The sequence below is a fragment of the Microbulbifer sp. JSM ZJ756 genome (assembly GCF_044383805.1).
GTDB classification, from domain to species: Bacteria; Pseudomonadota; Gammaproteobacteria; order Pseudomonadales; family Cellvibrionaceae; genus Microbulbifer; species Microbulbifer zhoushanensis.
Map to the genome: position 1 here is coordinate 700,904 of NZ_JBISER010000001.1, position 23,449 is coordinate 724,352.

General features: G+C 61.6%; 22 protein-coding genes. 6 read left to right on the forward strand and 16 right to left on the reverse strand.

The window, feature by feature from the left end:
* Positions 1-37: 37 nt before the first annotated feature.
* A complete protein-coding gene (locus ACH6CX_RS03170; RefSeq protein ID WP_334079024.1) occupies positions 38-460 on the forward strand; it encodes a hypothetical protein in 423 nt (140 codons plus the stop codon).
* A 45-nt stretch (positions 461-505) separates the two neighbouring features.
* Here ACH6CX_RS03170 and ACH6CX_RS03175 read toward each other — a convergent pair whose 3' ends face one another.
* From ACH6CX_RS03175 to ACH6CX_RS03190, 4 genes are read right to left on the reverse strand one after another with little or no spacing between them, the layout of a single operon-like run.
* Complete coding sequence (locus ACH6CX_RS03175) at positions 506-1,345, reverse strand: SDR family NAD(P)-dependent oxidoreductase (RefSeq protein WP_396674754.1); 840 nt, start codon at positions 1,343-1,345, stop codon at positions 506-508.
* On the reverse strand, positions 1,342-2,304 hold the full coding sequence (locus tag ACH6CX_RS03180; RefSeq protein ID WP_232942919.1) for an SDR family oxidoreductase: 963 nt from the start codon (positions 2,302-2,304) through the stop codon (positions 1,342-1,344). Before ACH6CX_RS03180 ends, ACH6CX_RS03175 begins: the two co-directional genes overlap by 4 nt.
* Positions 2,301-3,251, reverse strand: coding sequence for a bile acid:sodium symporter family protein (locus tag ACH6CX_RS03185; protein WP_232942920.1), 951 nt, complete (start codon positions 3,249-3,251; stop codon positions 2,301-2,303). The genes ACH6CX_RS03180 and ACH6CX_RS03185 overlap by 4 nt, the downstream gene beginning before the upstream one ends.
* The gene (locus tag ACH6CX_RS03190) at positions 3,251-4,591 is read right to left on the reverse strand and encodes a flavin-containing monooxygenase (protein ID WP_396674757.1); all 1,341 of its coding nucleotides are present in this window, start codon (positions 4,589-4,591) and stop codon (positions 3,251-3,253) included. Before ACH6CX_RS03190 ends, ACH6CX_RS03185 begins: the two co-directional genes overlap by 1 nt.
* A gap of 125 nt (positions 4,592-4,716) precedes the next feature.
* On the opposite strand from ACH6CX_RS03190, the gene ACH6CX_RS03195 reads away from it, so the two are divergent.
* Positions 4,717-5,727 (forward strand): AraC family transcriptional regulator, encoded by a 1,011-nt coding sequence (locus tag ACH6CX_RS03195; RefSeq protein ID WP_232942922.1) that lies wholly within the window; start codon positions 4,717-4,719, stop codon positions 5,725-5,727.
* Positions 5,728-6,111: 384 nt separating this feature from the next.
* Here ACH6CX_RS03195 and ACH6CX_RS03200 read toward each other — a convergent pair whose 3' ends face one another.
* Positions 6,112-6,594 carry a hypothetical protein gene (locus tag ACH6CX_RS03200; RefSeq protein ID WP_232942923.1) on the reverse strand — a complete coding sequence of 161 codons (483 nt, stop codon included), beginning with the start codon at positions 6,592-6,594 and terminating at the stop codon, positions 6,112-6,114.
* A 185-nt stretch (positions 6,595-6,779) separates the two neighbouring features.
* Between ACH6CX_RS03200 and ACH6CX_RS03205 the strand changes: the two genes are divergently transcribed.
* From ACH6CX_RS03205 to ACH6CX_RS03215, 3 genes are all read left to right on the forward strand, one after another.
* A complete protein-coding gene (locus tag ACH6CX_RS03205) occupies positions 6,780-7,349 on the forward strand; it encodes a YSC84-related protein (RefSeq protein WP_232942924.1) in 570 nt (189 codons plus the stop codon).
* A gap of 389 nt (positions 7,350-7,738) precedes the next feature.
* Positions 7,739-8,869: a M14-type cytosolic carboxypeptidase gene (locus ACH6CX_RS03210; protein WP_232942925.1), complete on the forward strand. Its 1,131-nt coding sequence runs from the start codon at positions 7,739-7,741 to the stop codon at positions 8,867-8,869.
* 190 nt (positions 8,870-9,059) lie between these two features.
* Positions 9,060-10,826 (forward strand): M28 family metallopeptidase, encoded by a 1,767-nt coding sequence (locus tag ACH6CX_RS03215; protein WP_237061748.1) that lies wholly within the window; start codon positions 9,060-9,062, stop codon positions 10,824-10,826.
* 66 nt (positions 10,827-10,892) lie between these two features.
* Here the strand turns inward: ACH6CX_RS03215 and ACH6CX_RS03220 are convergent, their stop codons facing one another.
* From ACH6CX_RS03220 to ACH6CX_RS03245, 6 genes are all read right to left on the reverse strand, one after another.
* On the reverse strand, positions 10,893-11,357 hold the full coding sequence (locus ACH6CX_RS03220; protein ID WP_232942927.1) for a phosphate-starvation-inducible PsiE family protein: 465 nt from the start codon (positions 11,355-11,357) through the stop codon (positions 10,893-10,895).
* Between the two features lie 188 nt (positions 11,358-11,545).
* Positions 11,546-13,183, reverse strand: a complete 1,638-nt coding sequence (locus tag ACH6CX_RS03225) for an AMP-binding protein (protein WP_232942928.1) — start codon at positions 13,181-13,183, stop codon at positions 11,546-11,548.
* 104 nt (positions 13,184-13,287) lie between these two features.
* Complete coding sequence (locus ACH6CX_RS03230; RefSeq protein WP_232942929.1) at positions 13,288-13,605, reverse strand: SCP2 sterol-binding domain-containing protein; 318 nt, start codon at positions 13,603-13,605, stop codon at positions 13,288-13,290.
* 59 nt (positions 13,606-13,664) lie between these two features.
* Positions 13,665-15,458, reverse strand: coding sequence for an acyl-CoA dehydrogenase C-terminal domain-containing protein (locus tag ACH6CX_RS03235; RefSeq protein ID WP_237061750.1), 1,794 nt, complete (start codon positions 15,456-15,458; stop codon positions 13,665-13,667).
* A 182-nt stretch (positions 15,459-15,640) separates the two neighbouring features.
* Positions 15,641-16,711, reverse strand: a complete 1,071-nt coding sequence (locus tag ACH6CX_RS03240; protein ID WP_396674762.1) for an AraC family transcriptional regulator ligand-binding domain-containing protein — start codon at positions 16,709-16,711, stop codon at positions 15,641-15,643.
* A complete protein-coding gene (locus ACH6CX_RS03245; protein ID WP_232942932.1) occupies positions 16,712-16,915 on the reverse strand; it encodes a hypothetical protein in 204 nt (67 codons plus the stop codon).
* Positions 16,916-17,056: 141 nt separating this feature from the next.
* Here ACH6CX_RS03245 and ACH6CX_RS03250 point away from each other — a divergent pair, with 141 nt between their 5' ends.
* Positions 17,057-17,179, forward strand: a complete 123-nt coding sequence (locus ACH6CX_RS03250; protein ID WP_255701150.1) for a hypothetical protein — start codon at positions 17,057-17,059, stop codon at positions 17,177-17,179.
* A 20-nt stretch (positions 17,180-17,199) separates the two neighbouring features.
* Here ACH6CX_RS03250 and ACH6CX_RS03255 read toward each other — a convergent pair whose 3' ends face one another.
* The 5 genes from ACH6CX_RS03255 to zipA form a co-directional block, all read right to left on the reverse strand.
* Positions 17,200-18,591, reverse strand: coding sequence for an aspartate ammonia-lyase (locus ACH6CX_RS03255; protein WP_237061754.1), 1,392 nt, complete (start codon positions 18,589-18,591; stop codon positions 17,200-17,202).
* Between the two features lie 195 nt (positions 18,592-18,786).
* Positions 18,787-19,398, reverse strand: a complete 612-nt coding sequence (locus ACH6CX_RS03260) for a hypothetical protein (RefSeq protein ID WP_232942934.1) — start codon at positions 19,396-19,398, stop codon at positions 18,787-18,789.
* A 139-nt stretch (positions 19,399-19,537) separates the two neighbouring features.
* Entirely contained in the window at positions 19,538-19,972 is a 435-nt protein-coding gene (locus ACH6CX_RS03265) for a hypothetical protein (RefSeq protein ID WP_232942935.1), read from the reverse strand.
* 177 nt (positions 19,973-20,149) lie between these two features.
* Complete coding sequence (ligA, locus tag ACH6CX_RS03270) at positions 20,150-22,189, reverse strand: NAD-dependent DNA ligase LigA (protein ID WP_396674765.1); 2,040 nt, start codon at positions 22,187-22,189, stop codon at positions 20,150-20,152.
* Between the two features lie 135 nt (positions 22,190-22,324).
* On the reverse strand, positions 22,325-23,434 hold the full coding sequence (gene zipA, locus ACH6CX_RS03275) for a cell division protein ZipA (RefSeq protein WP_396674767.1): 1,110 nt from the start codon (positions 23,432-23,434) through the stop codon (positions 22,325-22,327).
* Positions 23,435-23,449 lie beyond the last annotated feature (15 nt).

Consider the following 23,449-nt stretch of genomic DNA (forward strand, 5'->3'; position numbering starts at 1 on the left):
TAACCACTATTTCCAGACTGACAGAGGGAGGTAATCAATGCGCAGCATGCGATTTATGATTCCAATGCTGGCCGGGCTGGCAACCATCTCCATGCAGGTCGACGCCAGGACGCCGGAGGTCCTACAGGAGGACGGGGTTCGCTATGTGTCCGGCGGAATCGGTAAACAGGAACGACAGGCCCTGGATGCACTGGGCAACACCCTGGATGAAGAGTTCGATGCCCGGATCCACCTTAGCGCCAATTCCGGGCACTACCTGGGCAGCGCCCGGGTGGAAATCAGGGATTCAAGTGGGCGCACGGTACTGGACACACAAACCGCGGGCCCGCAGCTGCTGGTGGACCTGCCTGCCGGCACTTACACCATCGAGGCCCGCAATGGTGATCGCCCCCAGGGGGCCCGCATTGAGGTGGGGCAGAATGGTGGCATTGAGCCCGTTTACCTCACCTGGGCCATCTGATGCCCCCTGCCCGGGGGCCGGCCTGCTGGCCGGCGCCCGGCGGTCTCACAGCGTCCCCGACGGTACCGCCTTGCCCGCCTCGAGCTCCGAGCGAAAGTTCTTCACCATTTGCCTCATAAACAGGCGAGGCGCCAGGCGATAGAGATAAGCCCCGAGCAATGTCATATCCCGGGGGAACAGGCGCTCCTCCCCTCTGCGGTATGCCGTGACAATTCTTGCTGCCATCCAGTCGGCGCTTCTCACCGCCCCGACAGTGCTTTGCTTGTGCTGGGCCTTACCGCCATCGCCGGACAGCGCATTGCGGTCAATATTGGTGGCGACGAAACTGGGGTAAACCATCAGTACGGAGATTCCCTCCTCGCGCACCTCTTCCCGGAAGGTCTCGAAATACTGGTGCAGGGCACTCTTGGCCGCACAGTAACCGGCACGCCCCAGCACCGGCATCCAGCCAGCCATGGAGCTGATATTCACCACGCAACCGCCCGCGCGACGCAGCTCATGAAGCAGGCCCTGGGCCAGCTCCACCGGCGCATGGTAATCCACCGCCATAACCCTGCGGATAACCGCGTTGTCGGTCTGGCAGGCCAGGCTGCGATGGGTAATCCCGGCATTGTTAACCAGTAAATCTACACGCTCGTAAGCCGATTTCAGCCGCGCTACCAGGCCTGCCACTTCCTGCTCACTGGAGAGGTCAGCAGTCCAGGCCCGGGCCCGGATACCACGTTGCTGCAATTCCGCCACACGGTCCTCGAGTGCGCTGCCGGCCAGGTCCACCAGCGCAAATTCCGTATCCCGGTCACCCGCCAGGGCCTCCACCAGGGCCCACCCCAGCCCCCCGGCAGCGCCGGTGACAACCAATACCCGCCCTTCCGCCACCGAACTCATGCCGAATCCCCAACCGGCTGCCGCACCGGCTCCAACTTGAGCGCCTCACGGGCGAAGAAGTCGAACGCTTCGGCCGAGGTCTTCTGCGGAATGAATCCCAGCTCTTCTTTCAGGCGTCGATTACACAATACCGGTCGGTACTGCAGGAACTTCACCTGCTCTGGCTGCTTGTCGGTCAGGTGCAGCGTATAGCCGGTTCCCAGCAACATCTTGACCAGCCATACCGGCGGTGTGCGCAGTGGCTTGTCCAGGCGCGCGGCAATCTCCCGCGGCGTCAGCGCACCGTCCCCGGCAAGATTGAAAATACCGGAAGCATTGCGATCCACCCCGAACTCGATCGCCCGCACCACGTCCTGGTCCCAGATAAAGACAAACGGGGAGTTGTGCCCGCCCGGATCGAGGATCGCGCTACCGGAAAAGAGCTCGGCAATCTTGCTTTTGGTCGTTGCCCCGATCACGGAGCAGGGGCGGAACACCAGCTGCTTCAGTTGCGGATACTGCTCACGGTAGGCCGCCAGCATCTCCTCCACCAACCGCTTGTTGTCAGAGTAGCCAAACTCCGGATTACCCCGCAGGGGGTGACGCTCCTCCAGCCACTCCGGGTTGTCAGGATGATAGCCGTACGCCGCCCCGCTGCTGGTCACGGTTACATGCTCCACGCCCGCGGTCAGGCAGGCCCGCAGCACATTTTCGGTCCCCTCGACATCAATCCGGTATTCGGCGGCACGGTCGCGCCCCGCTGCCATCACCGAGGCCAGGTGAACCACGTGGGTTACTGCCTCGGCGCGCATCAGTTCGCCCAGTGCGGCGTCACAGATATCCAACTTGAAAATCGGGAAGGTTGCCGGGCGGGGGTGAATATCCACCCCAACCACCGGCATTTCCCCGGCCAGTCGCTCCCCCAGCTGCTTGCCGATATATCCCGAGGCACCCGTTACCAGTACTTTTTTGCGCGTCATAAAGCTTTTCTTGTCTCTTCGGTTGAGGGGCGCAGCCAGTTCGCACCGCGTCCGGAAAAGTTCCAGTAGCCCGCCAGGGCCAGGCCGCCGACCAGGTGCCAGACACCCCAGAACCCGGCGACCACCAGCATCTCGCCAGCGCCGGGGTAGAAGGTGAAGAGCACGGCCAGGGCGAGGCCGGAATTCTGGATTCCCACCTCCATGGTCACCGCCCGCCGCTCGGCAACCGGCAGCCGCATCACCCGGCCACTGACATTGCCCAGCAGGAATGCAAGCGCGTTGTGGGCCACCACCAGCAGCAATACCGCGCCGGCCACCTGCATCGCGGTTTCCCAGTGCTTGCTGAAAGACACCACCACAAACAGCAGGAACACCAGCAGCGACGTGCTGCGAAAAAACCGCTCACTGCGAACCGCAAAACCGGGGAAACGCGCCCCGACCAGCATTCCCAGCAACATCGGCAATGCCAGCACCAGGACCACCAGTAACACCATACTGCCGGCCGGCAGTGCGATCTCCTCCAGCAGCCCGCGGGTGGCGGGATTGAGCCCGCCATAGAGGGCGAAATTGAGTGGCGTCATTACCACCGCAGCCAGGCTGGACACAGCGGTCATGCTGACTGAAGTTGCCACACTGGCCCGCCCGATCCAGGTCATTACATTGGAGAAGGTGCCGCCGGGACAGCACGACACCAGGATCATCCCCAGCGCCAGTCCGGGGCTGACCTCAAACCACCAGGTCGCCAGACAGGTAATAGCAGGTAGCAGCAGGAATTGGGCGACCAGCCCGGTCACCGGTGCCACCGGACGACGCAACACGGCGACAAAATCTGCCGGCCGCAATCCCAGTGACACCCCGAACATCATGAACGCCAGCACTGTATTCAGGGCGAGCAAAGCACCGGGCGACATCTGGAAGCTTTCCGCTACCTGCAGGGTACCTTCCACTAGACTGCCCCCACGCTCCGCTGGCCACCGGCAGCCACCGGCGCCGGCAGGTCGCGCTGCAGCTGGCGGCGGTGCGTGCGCAGCGCCTTGAGGTAAGTATCCTTGTGCACGTAATAGGCCATGCGCTCCAGCTGCAGGTACTTCATGCCGCCATCAGCACGGGCAGTCGCCCGCTGGCGCTTGATGACCTGGAAATCAGCGGCGGATCGGGCGCCGTCCGCAAGCTGGCGGATATAGAGCGCGACCAGCTCCGCCTGTTCGTTGCGCCCCTCCCAGCCAAGCCCGGCCGCTTCCACCATTCCCATCAGGAACAGGTTGTCGTACTCCGGGTGGAACGCGTTCAGGTACAGGCTTGGCGCCATGCCCTGCCAGTTGAGATGCTCGCGATCGATAAACGGGTAATGCAGCTTGTAACCCGTTGCCAGCACGATCATGTCGTACTCGGCACTGTGGCCGTCGGCAAAGGTGACGGTGTTGCCTTTGATACTGGCAATATCCCCCCGCGGGTGCACGTCGCCGTGGCCGATATGGTGCAGTATGAGGGAGTTGATGACCGGGTGGGACTCAAACATCTTGTAGTCCGGTTCCGGCAACCCGTACTGGCTCGGCCGACCCAGCATCAGGCGGGCCAGGGCTGCACTGATGCGCTGCTGTACGAAGCGCGGCAGGCGGATCTTGCCGCCCACGGCATCAGTGGGTTTGCCGCCGATAAACTTGGGCAGGAAGTAGTAACCACGGCGCAGGCTGATATCCACAGTGCGCGCCCGGTGCGCCGCATCCACAGCGATATCCGCACCACTGTTGCCACAGCCCACCAGCAGTACCCGTTTGCCATCAAACACGGCCGGGTCGCGATAATCACAGGAGTGAATCAGCTCGCCATCGAATTCCCCGGGGAGCTGCGGCATGTTCGGGTGATGCAGGGTGCCGTTGGCAATCAACAGGCCGCCAAAGGCACGGGTCTGCTCCTCACCGTGACAGCGGGTGGTAATCAGCCAGTCGTCCCCATCGCGCTCGCAGCGCACCACTTCCGTGTTGAACTCGTAACAGTCATACAGCCCGAACTCCCGCGCATAGGCCCGGAAGTACGCCCGCAGCTCACTGTGATGGGGGAAGTCAGCTACCCGTTCGTCCATCGGGAACTCGGCGAACTCGGTCATTTTTTTCGACGAGATCAGGTGTGCAGATTCGTACATGGTGCTGGTCGGGCTGTCGATATCCCACAGGCCGCCAACATCGGAGTGAATCTCAAAACCGATACAGGGAATTCCCTGTTTGCGCAGGTTGCGCACTGTGCACAGCCCCATGGGGCCGGCGCCAATCACCGCGTAGGGTTTCATTGTTATTGTCACCTCTGTTCAGTTGGCTCCGGGCATCTTCCCGGCACGTCACCGCAATATACAGTGACAACCCTTCGGGTGTTCGTCATAATCGGGCCATAACTGGTGATTTACGGACAAGCAGTATGTTACCCAGAGATTCAAGAAGTGTCACATTAAACTATTCACGCGCGCTTGCCTCGGCCCTCAATAGCATGGGCAAGCCCCTGCCTTTCGATGCCAGGAACATTCTGGCCGATATTGACCAGCAGGAACGGGTCCCGATGGAGCGCCAGGAGCAACTCTGGCAGTGCCTTGCGGACAGCCACTCCGACCCCCTGCTGGGGATCCGGCTGGGCCAGGCGATCCAGGCCAGCCAGCTGGGACTGGTGGGATACCTGCTGATGACCCAGGAAAACCTGGGCGAAGCCGTCGACCAGCTGTTGCAGTACCACCCCCTGGTCGGCGAGGGAGGACAGTTCGAGTTGCGCCGGGGAGCACAGCATGTCGACCTGTGCTACCTGCCCAACTACGTCTGCTGCGCACAATTGCGCGTGGAGACGGTGCTGGCCGCGTGCCTGACCCAGATTCGCGAGATGACCGGGGGACAATTGCGCGCCCACAGCCTGCAGCTGGCCTACCCTGCCCCCTCACTGGCCATCCAACACCAGTACCAGGCGGCGCTACAGACTCCCGTTCACTTCGGCGCCCCGGTATCGGCCATCCGGCTGCGGCCAGAGGATCTCCGCACCCGACTGGTAGCCGCCGATCACCAGGTGATGAACCGCCTGAAGCCGGAGGCCGATGCGCTGCTCAAGTCCCTGAACAACAAGAGCCTGCACCTGCGCGTGGCCCACCTGCTGCAGCAGGAACCGCAACTCACCCGGGAGCAGGTAGCCAGCCGCCTGTGCATGAGTCCCCGCCACCTGGGCCGCAAGCTGACCGCGGAAGACGCCAGCTTCAGGGCGATACAGGACGAGGTGCGCAGCCACTACGCGCGCCGCTGGTTGACCGAGGGGAAAAGGAATAATTCGGAAATCGCCGCAGCCCTGGGCTACTGCGATGAGAGTGCCTTCGGCAAGGCATTCCGGCGCTGGACCGGGGCCTCGCCAAAAGCCTGGCGCATGACGGGCCAACGGGAACAGGAACCGGCCTGAACAGCAGCCACGCAGGGATTGCAGAGGGTCACCGGCCCGCGAATAACTTCCATCCCGGGGCCCACCCCCCGGACGCCAGTAACCCGGGGCACCAAGCGCCTGCCGGCATCCCACAGTCGCGCCGAACGCGGACAAGCCATACCCGGCAGGGCCCGGCCTGGACGGTCATCCAACGGGGATTACAGGCCGGGCCGGCAACAGAACCTGTTGAGCAGCTGGCGGGAGAACGGGATGAAAGGGAGAAGCCGATCGCCCAGATGGGCGTAGCGATCGCAGGAGCCGGGACCAGTCGCGGCGCAGCTTTTATCCTGCTGTGGGAATGACCCGGAAGTACCGCACTGGCACAACCGGGCCGGGGGCAGGGGCCGGCGCGGCCCCATCACCTCAGAGTGCGGCAGTGCGCTCAGCCCGGGCGGCCCGCAGTGCGGCGAGATCCTCTACCCAGACGATATCCTTGACCGCCACCTGCTGACCGGTCGCGGAAGACAGGGTTGCGCCCAGCTGCTCGAGGTTGTCGGCATCGGCGGATACCTTGTTGACCGGCATCTTCAGCCAGACCTGGCCCTGCTGGTCCACAACTTTTTCCGCGCCTTCGACGTCGGCTGCGCTCACGTGACGATCCACCGCTGAGCTGCTGCCTGCGGGCAGGTAAATGGCGCCGGTGGCGAAATCCACGGCGAAGGCCACCACGCCCGGCAGAATACCGAACAACAGGGCTGCACCGTCCAGGATCACCACGGTGGGATCAACCCGGCCACCGCTCTGGCCCTTGCGCTCGGGGTACAGGAAGTAACCGCAGGCGGTCAGGTTCATCATCATTACCAGCAGGCAGCTGGCGGCGATACCGCGCTTGGCAGTTCTATTCATGGTCTCTCTCTCGTATTTGTCAGAGTCAGAAAGTCGGCCGCATAGCTTACCCAATTGGGACAGCCGCCGGAAGTGGCGCACTCTACCACCTGTGTGCGACATGTCGCAAAGCGGCCATTAACTGCTCGAGCCCCGCCAGCCGCTCTGCTTAAATGGACCAACACAATAAAAATGAGGAATCAGCCATGTTGCGTAGACTCGCCCTCGGCACCCTGGTCATAAGTGCCCTGCTCACCTCTGCCTGCACCGCGCCCGGCCAGACACGGGATGACCGCCGGCAACATATCGATCGCACCGAGCGTGAGGTACTGACCGAGCTTTACCGGCTGCAGCCGGACCTGCGCGGTGAAGTGGCGGCTGCGCCGGGCTACGCAGTCTTCAGCAACGTCAACGTCAACCTGCTGCTGGCGAGCGCCTCGACCGGTTACGGGGTGGCCGTCGATAATCGCAATCGCCAGCGGACCTACATGAAGATGGGCGAGGTGGGTGTCGGGCTGGGCTTTGGCGTCAAAGACTTCCGTGCCCTGTTTGTCTTCGACTCCCCGGAGGTGATGCAGCGTTTTGTGGAGAGCGGCTGGTCTTTTGGCGGCCACGCCGATGCCGCCGCCAAGGCCCAGGATAAAGGCGCCGCAGTGAGCCGCGAGGTCGTGGTCGATGGCATGCGTGTCTACCAGCTCACCGAGAGTGGTATCGCCCTGCAGGCCACCCTGAAGGGAACCAAGTTCTGGAAAGACCCGGAATTGAACTATGACTAAACAAAATGGTCACAAGTTAACCAATCTGACGCCAATGTGTACAGAGGACGCCCCCCGCACCCCCGCACTGCCTAAACTTTAGACAGCACCTGACGCGGAATGTAAGGGAGCAGTACAAAATTTCTGATGTGCGGGATCGCGCGCTAGTGGCAAGCCGGGACAGTCAGCGGTCGTCCCGACCACCACCGGGAATTTGAAGGGAGCAGTAGTCGCTCAGGTGCCGCCAGGGATGGCAGGGGCACGGTCTCGAACTGAGGTCGTGCCCTTTTATTTTACTCGCCCGGTACGCCCCTCGCGCGCCGGCAAAACAACTTCTCCCCTCCTCGGTAATAAATCGACGCCCGCCCTGTTATCCTTGCCGCGCACATCAGGATTGGAGCTCAATATCCATGCATATCAGCAGCGCTTTCGACAGCGGCAATATCGAAGTCATCAACAGCGACAGCCGGCCGGTTGAACTGGCGATCCGTCGCGACAACAACTCCGATTTCTATCAATGGTTCCACTTTCGCCTGGAGGGCAAGGTGGGCGAGTCTCTGCCTTTCCGCATCGTGAATGCCGGCAAGGCCGCCTATCCCGAAGGCTGGGAAAACTACCGCGTATGCGCTTCCTACGACCGGCAGGACTGGTTCCGGATTCCCGCGGAATACGACGGCAACACCCTCGATTTCACCGTGGAGCTGGACCGACCGGCGATCTACCTGGCTTACTTCGCCCCCTTCTCCTGGGAGCGCCACCTGGACCTGCTGGCCTGGGCCCAGTGCCACGACCAGGTGACGCTGGAGACCCTGGGTCAAACCCTGGACGGGCGCGACATGTCCCTGCTTACCATCGGTGATGCGGACAATGCCAAAAACCGGGTATGGATGATCGCGCGCCAGCACCCCGGCGAAACCATGGCGGAGTGGTTTGTCGAGGGCTTCCTGGAGGCACTGCTGGACGACGCCAACCCCTCGGCACGCACACTGCTGGAGGACACTGTTTTCCACGTGGTGCCCAACATGAACCCGGATGGCAGTGTACGTGGCCACCTGCGAACCAATGCGGCCGGCGCCAACCTGAATCGCGAGTGGCAGGACCCGAGCATGGAGCGCAGCCCGGAAGTGTTCCTGGTGCGGGAGAAGATGCTCGAGGTTGGAGGTGATATCTTCCTCGACATTCACGGGGACGAGGCCCTGCCCTTCAACTTTGTCGCCGCCTGTGAGGGCGTCCCTGGCTATGACGAGCGGCATGCGCAGCTGGAAGAGACATTCAAGCGCGCCTTCGTGGCCGCCAGCCCCGACTTCCAGACCGAGCGGGGTTACGACCTGGACAAGCCGGGTAAGGCCAACATGACCGTGGGCACCAACTGGTGCGGGCACCAGTTCCGCACCCTGGCACTGACCCTGGAAATGCCGTTCAAGGACAACGACAACCTCCCCGACCCGATCGAGGGCTGGTCCCCGGCCCGCTGCCAGCAACTGGCCCGCGATATCCTGTTCCCGATCCGCGAGACTCTCAAGACCATCAGGTCTGCCTGAGTCACGCCCCCTCCTCCGACCGCCCTCCCCGGGCAGCCGCGGCCGGTATCAACGGAAGCGGCTCCCGCCGGAGGGCGTGATGGAACAAAAATCCCTGCGGATGCCGCCTTTTTCAGCACAGAATCTCTCGGCTGGCGCCGCTTATTTTGTTAATTTAAACCGTCCAGAATAAGACTCACAGGAAACAACCATGCACAAACCAACCCCCTGGCACCGCCTGGGCCTCGCCGTGGCTGTGACCACCGCCCTGGCCGCGTGCGGCAAGGATACCCCGGCCAGCGAACAGGCGGCCGCACCCGATGCCGCCACCCCGAAAAAGGTCGAGCAGGCCAGTGCGTCCACACCCTCGCTCAGCGAAGCCGGCCTGGCACAGGTGGACGCGATCGCAGCGGACCTGCACAAGCACGTCTCGGTACTGTCCTCCGACAAGTTCCAGGGCCGCGCACCTGCCACCGAGGGCGAAGAACTCACAGTGAATTACCTCGCCGAGCAGTTTGCCGCAGCCGGCCTGGAGCCGGGCGCCGTCGATGCGGAAGGCCAGCCCAGCTGGTTCCAGCAGGTACCGGTGGTGGAAATGCAGATCGACACCACCCCGCTGACCATCGAAGGCAATGATTTCAGCAAGTCACTGCAGCCCCTGTCCGACATGGTGGCCTTTACCCAGCGCCAGACTGACAGTGCCGCGCTCGAGAATAGTGAGCTGGTGTTTGTGGGCTACGGCATCGTCGCCCCGGAAAACGACTGGAACGACTACGCCGGGCTCGACATGACCGGCAAAACCGCCGTGATCCTGGTCAATGACCCGGGCTACGCCACCCAGGATGAGGCCCTCTTCAACGGCAACGCCATGACCTACTACGGCCGCTGGAGCTACAAGTTTGAAGAGGCGGCCCGCCAGGGCGCCGATGGCGCGATCATCATTCACGAGACTGGCGCTGCCGGATACCCCTGGGAAGTAGTCAGTGGCAGCTGGTCGGGCGCCCAGATCAGCCTGGCTGCAGAAGACAAAAACCGCGATCGCGTGGCGGTGGAAGCCTGGATGACCGGCGACGCGGCGCAGGACGTTTTCCAGGCCGCCGGCCTCGACCTGGCCGAGGAAATGGCAGTGGCCAAGACCCGGGACTTCAAGCCCAAGGCCCTGAACCTGAACGCCAGCGTCAAACTGGAAAACGAGCTGCGCACCTCTGACTCCCGCAACGTCGTGGCCAAGCTGCCGGGCAGCAAGTACCCGGATGAGGCGGTAATCTATACCGCACACTGGGATCACCTGGGCGTGAACAAGAACGCTGCCGGTGAAGACCATATCTTCAACGGTGCGGTCGACAACGCCACCGGCACCGCCGGCCTGCTGGCAATGGCGCGCCAGCTCTCCGAGCAACAGGCAAAGCCGGAGCGCTCCATGCTCTTCGTAGCAGTAACCGCAGAGGAGTCCGGCCTGCTGGGTTCCAAGTACTACGCAGCCAACCCGGTAGTACCGCTTGAGCAGACCGTAGCCGGTATCAACTTCGATGCCATGGGCGTACTGGGGCCGATGCGTGATGTGATTGTCGTGGGCTACGGCAACAGCGAGCTGGAACAGCAGCTGGAGAAAGCGGCGGAACAACAGGGCCGCTACCTGGCACCGGAAGACCACCCGGAGCGCGGCTACTTCTATCGCTCGGATCACTTCAGCCTGGCCAAGAAAGGCGTACCCATGCTGTACTTTGACTCCGGTACCGACAGCTTCGAGCACGGTCGCGAGTGGGCACAGGAGAAGGGTGAGGAATATACTGCCCACGCCTACCACAAGCCCGGCGACGAGTACGATCCCGAGTGGAACCTCAAAGGTGCTGCCATGGACCTGCGACTGGGCCTGGAACTTGGCCTGGAGCTGGCCAATAGCCGCGACTGGCCGAACTGGTATGAGGGCAACGAATTCCGCGCAATTCGCGATGCCAGCAGCGCCAGCCGCCAGTAACGCCAGCGCCTGAGCAGAAAAAGAGAGCCCGGCATATGCCGGGCTTTTTTGTTTGTGCCGCCGATCTCAGCCTTTCCTTGCCACCAGCCAGTAGGTCACACCGAGGGCCGCCACCGCCGCGGAAATCGCCAGAATCTGTTCCGGGCCGACATCGGCGAGATCCAGCACGATTACCTTCCGGGCAATTGCCATCAATGCTGTCGCAACTACCAGCTGGATGGGAAGCACATTGGAGCCCAGGTACAGGCGGATATTGATAAAGATCTCGATCGCGATCAGGACCAACATCACTGTACCGAATACATCGAACAGGTCCCTGTAGTTCAGCAGCCACACCGGCTCCGTGCTCAGGCGTTGGTAGAGGACGTAAATCACATCCGCCACTGACCACAGGATTACCAGTGACATCAGCACTGCCAGCAATCGCACGGAACTGCGGATAACCACATGCAGAGCACGGATCAGCGGGTCGTCGTGTTCCGCTGGCAGCTCCTGGTGGACCAGTCGATTGCGATCCTCGCCCTCTTCCATCCCCAAAACCCCAATAGCCCTGTCGAACCACAGTTATAGTTCATCAGGGAAAACAGCAACCGGGAGCATGGGGATATCGACTAATCCGCCCGGCAGGCCATCGCTGCCCGCACCCGAAATAAAAAGGCCCCGCTGTCTCCAGCGGGGCCTCAATGCTATTACTTTGTTAGCAGCAGCGGCTGCTGGAATCAGGCGCTTTCCAGGGCCTCGATCTTTTTCATCTCCTCGTCGCGCAGCTCGCGGCGCAGGATCTTGCCCACATTGGTTTTGGGCAATTCCTCACGGAACTCCACCTGCTTCGGCACCTTGTAGGCGGTCATGTTCTCGCGGCAGTAGGCAACGACCTCCTCCTCGGTCAGGGAGTCGTCCGCCTTCACCAGGAACAGCTTGACCACTTCGCCGCTCTTTTCATCGGGAATGCCAATAGCGGCTGCCTCGGCCACCTTGTCATGGCCACTGATCACATCCTCGATCTCGTTCGGGTACACATTGAAACCGGAGACAATGATCATGTCTTTCTTGCGATCGACGATCTTGATATAGCCATCGTCCTGGATCTCGGCCATATCGCCGGTCCGGAACCAGCCCTCACTGTCGATGGACTCGGCGGTGGCTTCCTCGCGCTGCCAGTAGCCCTTCATCACCTGCGGGCCGCGCACACAGAGTTCACCGGGGGAGTTGTTAGGCAGGTCATTGCCGTTCTCGTCGATGACCTTCACTTCGGTGCCCGGCACCGGCATCCCCACGGTGCCCAGCTGCACAGCCTCGGCCGGGTTGAAGGATACCACCGGCGAGGTTTCGGTCAGGCCGTAACCTTCAGTGACGGTGCAGCCAGTCATCTGCTCCCAGCGCTTGGCGGTGTCGCGCGTCAACGCCATACCACCGGAGGCCGTTGTGTGCAGCTTACTGAAATCCAGCTCGGCAAAATCCGAATTGCGCATCAGCCCGTTGAACAGGGTGTTGAGCCCGCAGAAGCCGGTAAACCGCACCCCCTTGAGGGTTTTCACAAAGGTCGGAATATCGCGCGGGTTGGGAATCAGCAGCGAGTGGTTGCCAGTGGCGAACAGGCACATGCAGTGAATGGTAAAGGCGTAAATATGGTAGAGAGGCAGCGGCGCAACGTAGAGTTCCTCACCCTCCTTGATGGATTTCCCCAGCGCCTCGCGGACCTGCTCCATGTTCGCGACCAGGTTGCGGTTGGTGAGCATCGCACCCTTGGCAACGCCGGTGGTGCCGCCGGTGTACTGCAGGACGGCGACGTCTTCCGGCTTGCACTGGACGTCCTTGTGCGGGTTCTGCTCGCCAAGGCCCATGGCTTCACGGAAATTCACCTGGTTGGCAAAGGAGAACTCGGGCACCATCTTCTTGATGTACTTTGCCACACTGTTGATCAGCACCCGCTTGACCGGGTTGTGCAGGTCAGCGATCTCGGAAACGATCACCTTCTCGACACCGGTTTCCCCAATCACCTGGGAGGCGGTATCGGCAATATTGGCCAGCACCACCAGCGCCTTGGCACCGGAGTCATTCAGCTGGTGCTTCAGTTCCCGGCGGGTGTAAAGCGGGTTGGTGTTTACCACCACCATCCCGGCACGCAGGGCGCCAAAAACGACGACGGGGTACTGCAGGACATTGGGCAGCTGTACCGCAATGCGGTCGCCGGGCTCGAGATTGGTATGATTCTGCAGGTATGAGGCGAACCTGGCGCTGAGTTTATCGATATCGCCAATGGTCAGCGTCTGGCCCAGGCAGGTAAATGCCGGCCTGTCGCTGTATTTGGCGCAGGCGTTAGAAAATACGTCGAGTATGCTGCGGTCGATGTCCAACTGTCTTCTCCCAGTCCTGTTGTTGTCGCTTGTCCGCGTGTTTCGTTTCTTATAGACGAAATTCCCTCTCTGAGAGCGCGAACGTGTCGTTATTCTTCGTAAGCTTATGTTGCGGGAAACAGGTCCGCCAGTGCGGCGGCCAGTTCCCGGTCACCGGAGTATGTGATATCTCCCAGAAGAAATGCATGGCGGGCACTGAGGCGCCCTTCCATGACGGCGTCCAGGGTCGATTGCGACATTTCCAGAATCAGGGCCGCACCCTCAACCTCCCCATGGCGGGCAACCGCCGCGGGTTCACCGGGTTCCTGCGACAGAACAACGCAGAAATCGCTGGCATCCGGTAGCCGGAACTGTACCCGAGTGCATGGGTGCAAACAAGAGAGGCGGCGCAGCCGCGCCACCACCTGATCTGGCAACTGCATAAAATACCCTGAATAAAAAAACCGCCGGCAGGGCCGACGGTTTTTTGTTACTGCGTGGTTCAGAACGCGAAGTGTTCGGCGTCCAGATCCATCAGGTTGGCGGCACCGCTCTTCATTGCCGCCGCGTGGGCCGCGGTGCGCGGCAGGATGCGGTCGAAGTAGAAGCGCGCGGTCGCCAGCTTGGCGCGGTAGAACTCGGCCTCGCCCTCGCCGGCCGCCAGCTTGTCACTGGCCACCTTGGCGGCACGGGCCCACAGGAAACCGAGCACCACGTAGCCGGAGTACATCAGGTAGTCCACGGATGCGGCACCCACCTCGTCCGGGTTCTCCATGGCCTGCGCCCCCACATGCATGGTGACATCGCCCCACTCTTTGTTCAGCTCCTGCAGGCGGGTGACAAACGGGGCCAGGGCTTCGGTGTCGATTTCCGCCTGGCAGAACTTGTGCACCTGCTTGGTGAACTTGCGCAGCAGCTCACCCTGGCTCATCAGGACCTTGCGGCCCAGCAGGTCCAGGGCCTGGATGCCGGTGGTGCCTTCGTAAATGGTGGCGATACGCGCGTCGCGTACGTTCTGCTCCATGCCCCACTCGGCGATGTAACCGTGGCCGCCGAAACACTGCAGGCCCAGGTTTGCGGCCTCAAAGCCGGTCTCGGTCAGGAACGCCTTGGCAATCGGCGTCAGGAAGGCCAGCAGCTCATCGGCTTCCTTCTTCTCCTCATCGCTACCCTTGTGGGTGCGGTCGACCTGCTGCGCGCACAGGGAAATCAGCATGCGGCCACCCTCGGCAAAGGCCTTCTGGGTCAGCAACATACGACGCACATCCGGGTGCACGATGATCGGGTCGGCAGCGCCGTCCGGGTTTTTCGGGCCGCTCAGGGAACGCATCTGCAGACGATCCTTGGCATAGGCCAGGGACTTCTGGAAGCCGGCTTCGGCATGTGCCAGGCCCTGCAGGGCGGTACCCAGGCGCGCAGTGTTCATAAAGGTGAACATGCAGTTCAGGCCCTTGTTGGGCGGACCAATCAGGAAGCCCTTGGCACCATCAAAGTTCAGGACCGCAGTGGCGTTACCATGGATACCCATCTTGTGTTCCAGGGAGCCACAGGCGACGCCATTGCGCTCACCGGCGGAGCCGTCCGCGGCAGGCAGGAACTTGGGAACGATAAACAGGGAAATACCCTTGGTGCCGGCCGGGGCATCCGGCAGGCGCGCCAGTACGATGTGCACGATATTCTCGGCCATATCGTGTTCGCCGGCGGAGATGAAGATCTTGGTACCGGTGATGGAGTAGGACCCGTCGTCATTGGGTTCCGCCTTGGAGCGCAGGATACCCAGGTCGGTACCACAATGGGGCTCGGTCAGGCACATGGTGCCGGTCCAGGTACCCTCTACCAGCTTGGTCAGGTAAGTGGCTTTCTGCTCCTCGGTACCATGGGCCTCGAGGGTATTCATGGCGCCGTGGGACAGGCCCGGGTACATACCCCAGGACCAGTTGGTGGTGCCCACCATTTCGCTCATCAGTGTGCCGAGTGAGGGCGGCAGGCCCTGGCCACCGTGCTCAACACCGTGCGCCAGTGACGGCCAGCCGGCCTCCACAAACTGCTGGTAGGCTTCCTTGAAGCCCTCGGGCGTAGTGACCTCGCCATCTTTCCAGGTGCAGCCCTGCTGGTCACCCACTGCATTCAGCGGGGCCAGTACGTTTTCACAGAACTTGGCACCCTCTTCCAGAATGGCGTCCACCAGATCCGGTGTGGCTTCCTCATAACCCAGGGAAGCATAGTGCTGGTCCCAATCGAGCAATTCGCGCGTGGCGAAGCGCATATCGCGCAATGGAATCTTGACGTCGGTCATCCTGCTACCCTCAAATTCTCGCTGTTTTATCTCGAGCCGGTGATGAAACCGGCTGGTCAGGTTTGTGACTAGATCTCACGATTGGTTCATCATAGTAGCAGGTGCGCGCCGGTCTCTATGGCGAAAACCGTCCAAAGCGCTGACAAAAACCGCACAAGGCAGGCCCCTGAAACAGCGGACCATCAGTCATCAGCTGTCGTGACCGAACGGCCGCTCTTGCGGTATTCGCCGGGGGTGATACCCGTCCATTTCTTGAAGGCGCGGAAGAAAGCACTGGACTCGTCAAAGCCCAGCATCTCGGCGATCTGCCCGTTGGAAAGGTCCGGGCAGCTGAGGTAGTGAAAGGCGGCCTCCATGCGGCATTCGTCTTTCAATTTCTGGTAGGAAGTGCCCTCCTGCTGCAACCGGCGGCGCAGCGTGGTGACCGACATGTTCAGGCGTTCCGCCACCAGCTCGGCCGCCGGCATGGATTCGCTGACATCCCGGTTGAGGATGGTCTTTACCTTGGTCTTGATGCTGTTGGCGCTGCCATCGCTGATGACCAGGTGATAGGGGGCAGTGCGAATGAAATCCTCGACCGTCTGCGGATTCTGCACGATGGGGTAGTCGAGATAACGACTGTCATACTCAAGCGCATTGGAGGACTGTTCAAACAACAGCTCGCCGGCCTCACTCTGTGCCAGCGTCCGGAACTCCTCGGGACACGGGAAAGAGAAGTGCAGCCGTGCCAGCGGGATTTCGCGCCCTACCAGCCAGCAGTAGAAACGATGCCAGACCGCCAGTGTGGTGCGGATCACCCCGGGGCTGGTCTCTGTGATCAGCCGCTCGAACTCTCCCTCCTCCAGGGAGCTGATCCCGCGAATCGCAACCCGCTCACGCCCCTCCTGCGGATCCTCGAGGATCGGCTTTACCTTGAACCCGCGACAGATCTCCATAAATTCAGCGCTGAGCTGGATGGCCTGGCGGACAGTCGCGCAGTTGACCACGGTGAGGCACAGGAGGCGGAAGGAGCCAGAACGCACACGCCCGCCACTGAGCATGCCAAACCATTCGTCCTGCACCTGCCACATGACCCGCTGGTAAAGGCGGCCGTATTTCAGGGCCGAGAATGCCGCGACACCCGCCAGTTCCTGCTCCTCTATTCCCACTGCACTGAGCAGTTCCTGCCGGTCACAGCCATGGCGGGCCGCCTCCTCCAGCAAGCGCTCGAGGTAGGCGATGGGAATACGGATATCCTCTTCCGTCACGCTCATCTATTTCTTGCGCCTGCGCAGCCAGCTCAACAATGCTCCACCGGCAAAGCCGGCTACGATCAGGACCACCAGGAATCCGAGCAGTAATACCAGGTATGCCAGGACATCCCTGACCGGCAGGTCCCAGGCCCAGACTGCGGCGACGATAAAACCGATACAGGCGATAAGGCTGGTGAGGAAGGAACGGCGACGTTTACTGGCCATGGGCACCCAGAATGATTAACAAGCGTGAACAGTAGGTCATGCCGGAGGCCGGCACTACCATTGAAGAATCGGCAACGATAGCCGGTGCGGCGCAGAATCGTGAGGCATTGCCCCATCGCTGTCAACGCCGCAGGAGGTTCCATGGGCAAGAGATTACTCTATCGTCGGGAAGATCGCGTCACCGTACGGCATATTTTCATATGGCTTGAATGCCTTACACTGGCGGTAGGCACTCTGGTGGTCGCCCTGATCCTGTTTGCCTGAAAGGCCTAACCCACGGCGACTCACTCCCCTCCCGGCACTCCGCCCCTCGCCAATTTAGCCGGATCCAGCAGGCGTTTAAGCTCCTGCTCACCCAGCTCTGTCATTTCGGTCGCCACTTCGAGTACTGGCCGCCCCTCCCGATAGGCTCGTTTGGCAATCTCGGCCGCCTTGCCATAACCGATCACGGGATTGAGCGCCGTAACCAGGATTGGATTCCGGGCCAGTGCGTGCTCGATGTTTTCCCGGTTGACTGTAAAAGTGGCGATGGCTTTATCGGCGAGCACCTGCGAGGCCCCGGTTAGCAAGCGAATACTCTCGAGCAGCGACGCAGCCACCAGTGGCAGCATAACGTTAAGCTGGAAGTTGCCGCTCTGCCCCGCAACGGTAATGGTGGCGTCGTTACCTATCACCCTGGCTGACACCATCGCCACCGCTTCGGCAATCACCGGATTGACCTTGCCGGGCATGATGCTGCTGCCCGGTTGCAGCGCCTGCAGCTCTATTTCACCGAACCCTGCCAGCGGACCGCTGTTCATCCAGCGCAGGTCGTTGGCGACTTTCATCAGGGCCACAGCCAGCACTTTCAGCTGGCCGGAGAGTTCCACCGCCGTATCCTGGCTACTGATTGCGGCGAACGCATTTTCCGCCGGGCGAAACTGCTGGGTGGTATTGGCACTGAGTTTCTGTGCAAACAGTTCGGCAAAATCCGGGTGCGCGTTAAGCCCGGTACCCACGGCTGTCCCGCCCTGCGCCAGCTGCGCCAGCCGGGGCAGCGTGGAGCGAATCCTTTCGCGACTGTGCTCCACTTGCATTGCCCAGGCCGAGACCTCCTGTTCCATGGTGATCGGTACCGCGTCCATCAGGTGGGTTCGCCCCGTCTTTACCACATCCGCCAGCCCCGCGGCCTTCTCGTCCATCACACTGTGCAGGTGCCGCAAAGCCGGCAACAGCTGGTCCCGCACGGCTAGCAATGCCGACACGTGGATGGCACTGGGTATCACATCGTTGCTGCTCTGGCTCATGTTGACGTGATCATTGGGGCTCACCTCAATGCCACTGTCACGCGCCACAATCCTGGCCAGCACTTCATTGACGTTCATGTTGGTGCTGGTGCCGGAGCCGGTCTGGTAGATGTCGACGGGAAAATGCGCGGCCAGCTCGTCATCACCTACTGCATCACAGGCGCCGATAATCGCCTCCGCCCGCTCCTGGTCGAGCAATCCCAGCTCGCAGTTGGCCTGCGCCGCCGCCTTCTTGATCATCAGGACCGCGCGAATAAACTCCACCGGCAGCGGCTGGCCACTGACCGGGAAATTGTCGACGGCACGCTGGGTCTGCGCACCATAGAGAGCGCCCGCGGGCACACGCACTTCGCCCAGGCTGTCTTTCTCGGTTCGGAATTCATCGCTCATCGGACACCCGTCTTGAGTTGGCGTAAAGAATTTCCCGGCCTACTCGCCAGAGCCTGGCCGGCATTCCCGGCATGCTTAGGGCTGCCGTATGCAGGCCTGCATACAATTGCAGGAACCCCGCAGCGGCCCGCGCGAAGCCGCGAGTATCATTTAACAGCTTATCGCCACTTCCGCGCAACGCCAAACCTACACCACCTATACCAGGGAATCATATTCCGTAAAGAAATAAAATAATTGGAAAGCTGTTCCCAGCAACAGGAAGCTGCCGTGGTAAATTCGGCTGGAGGTCGCAATTGCCACCAGGCTGCCGACAATAAATGCCAGGTTGCGGTAGACATAGACACTGCCCAGGTTTGCCAGGTATTGCCCGCCTTTAAGGATGGTATCCCCAAAATCGACCAGGAAAACCAGTGCCAGTACAGTGAAGAACCACTTGCGGCGGAGGAAGAACAGCGAGCGATAGTCCTTGGGGGCCGAGTTCTTTTCCGGGAACAGCAGGGCGCAAAGCAGGTACAGCAGCAGGGTGTAACAGATCAGGTAGAGATAGGTGGCCAGGTCATGTACGCCAGTGTGGGAAAAGCGAAACTCCCACCACCAGAAAAACAGCAGGTACAGCACCATGAATGCGACCCAGCCCAGGTGCATCCAGTAGAGCCGGTCTTCCCTCGGCTCCTCGACCAGCCGGGCCAGGTTGCGCAGCAGGTGTGTCAGGCCCAGCCCGATCACAATCCCCATGATCACACGGATATGGGCATAGAGTGTCGCGAACGCGGGGACACTGCTGGCTGCAAGCTCCGATGGTTCCACGCGCCTCATACCTCCGGCCGCTACTACCCCCGCCCCGCATGCAACGCACACAGGTAAGTCAAGCATAGCAGGTTAGAGGATTAGCCCGCCCCGCTTGCCGCCAGCATTGAGGACAAGTGACCGGCGGCAGCGACCGGATTCAGATACTGACCCGACCCTCCTGGGTCCACTCACAACGAACCTGCATATCGCCGCTACCGGGTTCGTGGTAGAGCCCGGCGGCCTCCCAGGTAAAGGAGTGGGTGCCCGAGAGTTCAGTCTCCAGGTGCACGGTGGCAGAGACCCAGTACATGCTGCGCAAAAGCTCTTCAAACTTCAGGATCCAGTGATTCCATTCGTACTCCACCGCACGGTAGGAAGCACCAAAATGAATCACATCGGTCTGGTACTGGGACTGCTTCACCTTGATGGTGGGAATGGAAAACATGTCGCGGCAGAGAAAAGGCCACTCGTCGGCACTGGGCAGGGCCAGTACTGCCTCGCGATTGCAACGGCGACGGTCAGCACCACCGGCAAGGCTGTTACTGTCCTTGATGCACCCGTAAACGATGGATTCCTGATCAGCCTGTACCACTATTGTGTCCCTCAGCACAGCGCAGCCGCGCAATTTTTGCACGGCCTGTTGAGTGTTAGCCGCTCCACTTTAACGATCACCGCTGGAAAATACCATAACGACAATCGCATTTTATGCGCACCAGCGCCGCTGCCCGAACGCAGCGGACGCACGCGACATATTACGGCCGTGGGAGGCTTAAATCTCGATCCCGCGCCCGCGCAGCATTTCCAGGAATTCATCCTCGTCGAGCGTGGGGATCTCCAGCTCACGGGCCTTGTTCAACTTGGATCCAGCTCCGGGCCCTGCAACTACCGTGTGGGTATTTGCAGAGACACTGCCCGCCACCTTGGCTCCCAGTCGCTGCAGGTAATCCTTGGCCTCGCTGCGGGACAGTGTCTCCAGCTTGCCGGTGAGGACCCAGGTCTGCCCCGCAAACGGCTGCTCTTCACCACCGGTTTCCTCGGCAGCCCAGTGCACACCCGCCTGGCGCAGCGCCTCGATCTCTTCCTGTGCGTGGGGCTGCTCAAAAAACTCAGCGACAAAATGGGCTACCACCGGCCCGACATCCTCCACGTCCTGCAGCGCTTCCTCATCCGCCTGCATGAGCGGTTCGAGATCACCGAAATGCCGGGCCAGGTTGCGTGCAGTCGCTTCCCCCACTTCGCGGATTCCCAGGGCATAGAGGAACCTGGGCAGCGTTGTGTCCTTGCTGCGCTCCAGCGCATCCACCAGGTTCTGTGCCGATTTCTCCCCCATCCGCTCCAGCCCCGCCACCTGCTCCGCCTCGAGGCGATACAGGCCGGAGACTGAATGCAGCAGGCCCTCGTCCACCAGTTGCTCCACCAGCTTGTCGCCCAGGCCATCGATATCCATGGCCTTGCGCGAGGCGAAATGCTTGATTGCCTGCTTGCGCTGGGCGCTACAGATCAGGCCGCCGCTACAGCGCGCCACCGCTTCCCCGGGAGTCGACTCAACCGGCGAGTCGCACACCGGGCAGTGGTCGGGAAATACTATATCTCGCGCGTTCCCTGGGCGCTTGCTCTCAACCACCGAGACCACCTGGGGTATCACATCGCCGGCCCGGCGGATAACCACTGTATCGCCGATTTTCACTCCCAGGCGCTCGATTTCATCGCGGTTGTGCAGTGTGGCATTCGACACTGTCACCCCTCCTACAAACACCGGTTCCAGTCGTGCAACCGGCGTCACTGCGCCCGTGCGGCCCACCTGGAACTCCACGTCGCGCAGCACCGTCATCTCTTCCTGGGCCGGGAACTTGTAGGCCATCGCCCAGCGCGGCGCGCGGGCGACAAAACCGAGGCGGCGCTGCAGGGGAATACTGTTTACCTTGAACACGATGCCATCGATATCGTAAGGCAGCTCCGCGCGCTTCTCGCCCAGCTTGCGGTGATACTCGATACAGTCATGGATATCCGCAGCGACCGCCATCTCACTGTTGATGCGGAAACCCCAGCGGTGCAGCTGCCGCAGGATCTCCGTATGCCTGTCCGGCAGGCTGGCCCCCTCCACCAGGCCCACGCCATACACGCACAGCTCCAGCGGGCGACGCGCCGTAATGCGTGAATCCAGCTGGCGCAGGCTGCCGGCGGCGGCATTGCGCGGATTGACGAAAACCTTGTCACCGGCTTCACGGGCCTTCTCGTTCAGCTCTGCAAATCCGGCCCTGGGCATGTAAATCTCGCCGCGCACTTCCAGCACAGCCGGCACGCCGTTCTCAATCAGCCGCAGGGGCACCGAGCCGATGGTGCGCACATTCTGGGTAATATCCTCCCCTGTGGTGCCATCGCCGCGCGTGGCAGCCCGCTCCAGTACGCCATCCCGGTACAGCAGGCTGATGGCGATTCCGTCCAGTTTTGGCTCACACGCATACTCGACCGCTTCCCTGCTGTTCAGTCGGTCGCGCACTCGCCGGTCGAACTCCTGCAGCTCATCGTCATCGAAGGCGTTGTCCAGGGACAACATCGGCACTTCGTGCTGCACCTCGGCAAACTCAGTCAGGGGCTCCGCGCCTACCCGCTGCGTGGGCGAGTCCGGCGTTAGCAGCTCCGGGTATTGCTGTTCCAGTTCCTGCAATTCACGCAGGCGACGGTCATATTCCGCGTCCGGCAGCTCCGGCGCATCGAGCACGTAATACTGGTAGTTGGCGCGCGACAGGATGGCGTGCAATTCCTGGGCCCGCTCACGCTTTTCAGTGGGGATATTCTTATTGGTCATCGATTATTCGCAGAGAATAAGGAAAGGTCATGGGGAGGGAATTTTACACGAATTGCGGCCGCCGGCTGCATCGAGCGCAGCGACAGCCGCACGGGGGACGCGGCAGGCAGCCGCGCAACGCTCTACCGGTTCGGGTCAGGCCTGCGCCCGGGCCAGCGCACGCCGGCGCTGGTATTCCATCACCCGCTGGCGATAGTGCTCGGCGGTCTGGGCGGTGAAAACGCTGCGGTTCTCATCTTTCAGCTCGCCACCGAGCTGTTCGGCTATCTCCCGTGACACTGACAGCATCAACTCGAACGCCTTGATCGCCTCGCCATCGATGGGCAGCGCCAGGAACAGGCTCACACCCGGGGTGGCGAACTCTTCCATACGCCCCAGGTCGAACACCCCCGGAACCACCATGTTGGCCAGGCTGAAAATCACCGGGCCGTCGTCACTGCCGCCCAGGTGATAATGGAAGATATCCATGTCACCAAAGCGCATGTTCACAGCCATCAGGGCCCGCAGCAGGTCGTTACCCTCGAACAGGTCGCCCTCCCGCGCCATGATATTGATGATCAGCACCTCTTCCACCGGGGACTTGTCCGCGCCATCCGCCTGGTGCCGGTCGTGCCGGGAGCCGCCCCGGGTGTTGCCCGACTGGCGCATTGTCTCGCTGCCACCGGAAACGGGTTCCGGCGGTTTCTTTTTCTTCAGCACTGGTTCGCCCCGCTCTTCCTGTTCGGTTTCACTCAGGGCTTGGAGGCTGTCAGCCTCGTCGAGTTCCGGCTCACGACGGAAGTCTTCCCCAATGGCCTCTTCCGTCGCATCGGCAAATGAGTCCATCAGGGTAGGCACCTGCTCTTCCAGGTTCAGGGAAGCCTGTTGTGGCTCAGCCTCACTTTGCTGCTGCTTGTTGGCCTCGGCCGGCCGACGCCCGGTCTGGAAACCCTCCTGCAACTTGCGGTTTACCTGCAGCGCGTCTTCCAGCGCGCGGCGTTGCACCACCCGTACACTGCCCGGCAGTTCACGGGCAATCTGGGCACGCTTTGCCGCCTCCTCCGGATCGAGGAAATCATCCTCATCAGCGGTGGCCCGGCCCGGCCTGGCGGGAGTGGACGGGGTATTCCGGTTGCCGTGCATGGCGCGACTCAGGCTATCGGCGGTGCGGTCCGCATCGCGGTGGCGCAGGATCGCCCGACGCACCCCATCCACCAGTGCCAGCACCAGCACCAGCGCCAGAATCGTGATCAGCCAGTTGTCCATATCAGCGTTTCTCCT

Bases quoted from the DNA above. Each gene is read 5' to 3' on its own strand.
- ACH6CX_RS03255 (WP_237061754.1), bottom strand. From the start codon at position 18,591: ATGAGCGATGAATTCCGAACCGAGAAAGACAGCCTGGGCGAAGTGCGT.
- ACH6CX_RS03190 (WP_396674757.1), bottom strand. From the start codon at position 4,591: ATGAAACCCTACGCGGTGATTGGCGCCGGCCCCATGGGGCTGTGCACA.
- ACH6CX_RS03195 (WP_232942922.1), top strand. From the start codon at position 4,717: ATGTTACCCAGAGATTCAAGAAGTGTCACATTAAACTATTCACGCGCG.
- ACH6CX_RS03170 (WP_334079024.1), top strand. From the start codon at position 38: ATGCGCAGCATGCGATTTATGATTCCAATGCTGGCCGGGCTGGCAACC.
- ACH6CX_RS03230 (WP_232942929.1), bottom strand. From the start codon at position 13,605: ATGCAGTTGCCAGATCAGGTGGTGGCGCGGCTGCGCCGCCTCTCTTGT.
- ACH6CX_RS03200 (WP_232942923.1), bottom strand. From the start codon at position 6,594: ATGAATAGAACTGCCAAGCGCGGTATCGCCGCCAGCTGCCTGCTGGTA.
- ACH6CX_RS03210 (WP_232942925.1), top strand. From the start codon at position 7,739: ATGCATATCAGCAGCGCTTTCGACAGCGGCAATATCGAAGTCATCAAC.
- ACH6CX_RS03215 (WP_237061748.1), top strand. From the start codon at position 9,060: ATGCACAAACCAACCCCCTGGCACCGCCTGGGCCTCGCCGTGGCTGTG.
- ACH6CX_RS03220 (WP_232942927.1), bottom strand. From the start codon at position 11,357: ATGGAAGAGGGCGAGGATCGCAATCGACTGGTCCACCAGGAGCTGCCA.
- zipA (WP_396674767.1), bottom strand. From the start codon at position 23,434: ATGGACAACTGGCTGATCACGATTCTGGCGCTGGTGCTGGTGCTGGCA.
- ACH6CX_RS03205 (WP_232942924.1), top strand. From the start codon at position 6,780: ATGTTGCGTAGACTCGCCCTCGGCACCCTGGTCATAAGTGCCCTGCTC.
- ligA (WP_396674765.1), bottom strand. From the start codon at position 22,189: ATGACCAATAAGAATATCCCCACTGAAAAGCGTGAGCGGGCCCAGGAA.
- ACH6CX_RS03235 (WP_237061750.1), bottom strand. From the start codon at position 15,458: ATGACCGACGTCAAGATTCCATTGCGCGATATGCGCTTCGCCACGCGC.
- ACH6CX_RS03245 (WP_232942932.1), bottom strand. From the start codon at position 16,915: ATGGCCAGTAAACGTCGCCGTTCCTTCCTCACCAGCCTTATCGCCTGT.
- ACH6CX_RS03175 (WP_396674754.1), bottom strand. From the start codon at position 1,345: ATGAGTTCGGTGGCGGAAGGGCGGGTATTGGTTGTCACCGGCGCTGCC.
- ACH6CX_RS03180 (WP_232942919.1), bottom strand. From the start codon at position 2,304: ATGACGCGCAAAAAAGTACTGGTAACGGGTGCCTCGGGATATATCGGC.
- ACH6CX_RS03240 (WP_396674762.1), bottom strand. From the start codon at position 16,711: ATGAGCGTGACGGAAGAGGATATCCGTATTCCCATCGCCTACCTCGAG.
- ACH6CX_RS03250 (WP_255701150.1), top strand. From the start codon at position 17,057: ATGGGCAAGAGATTACTCTATCGTCGGGAAGATCGCGTCACCGTACGG.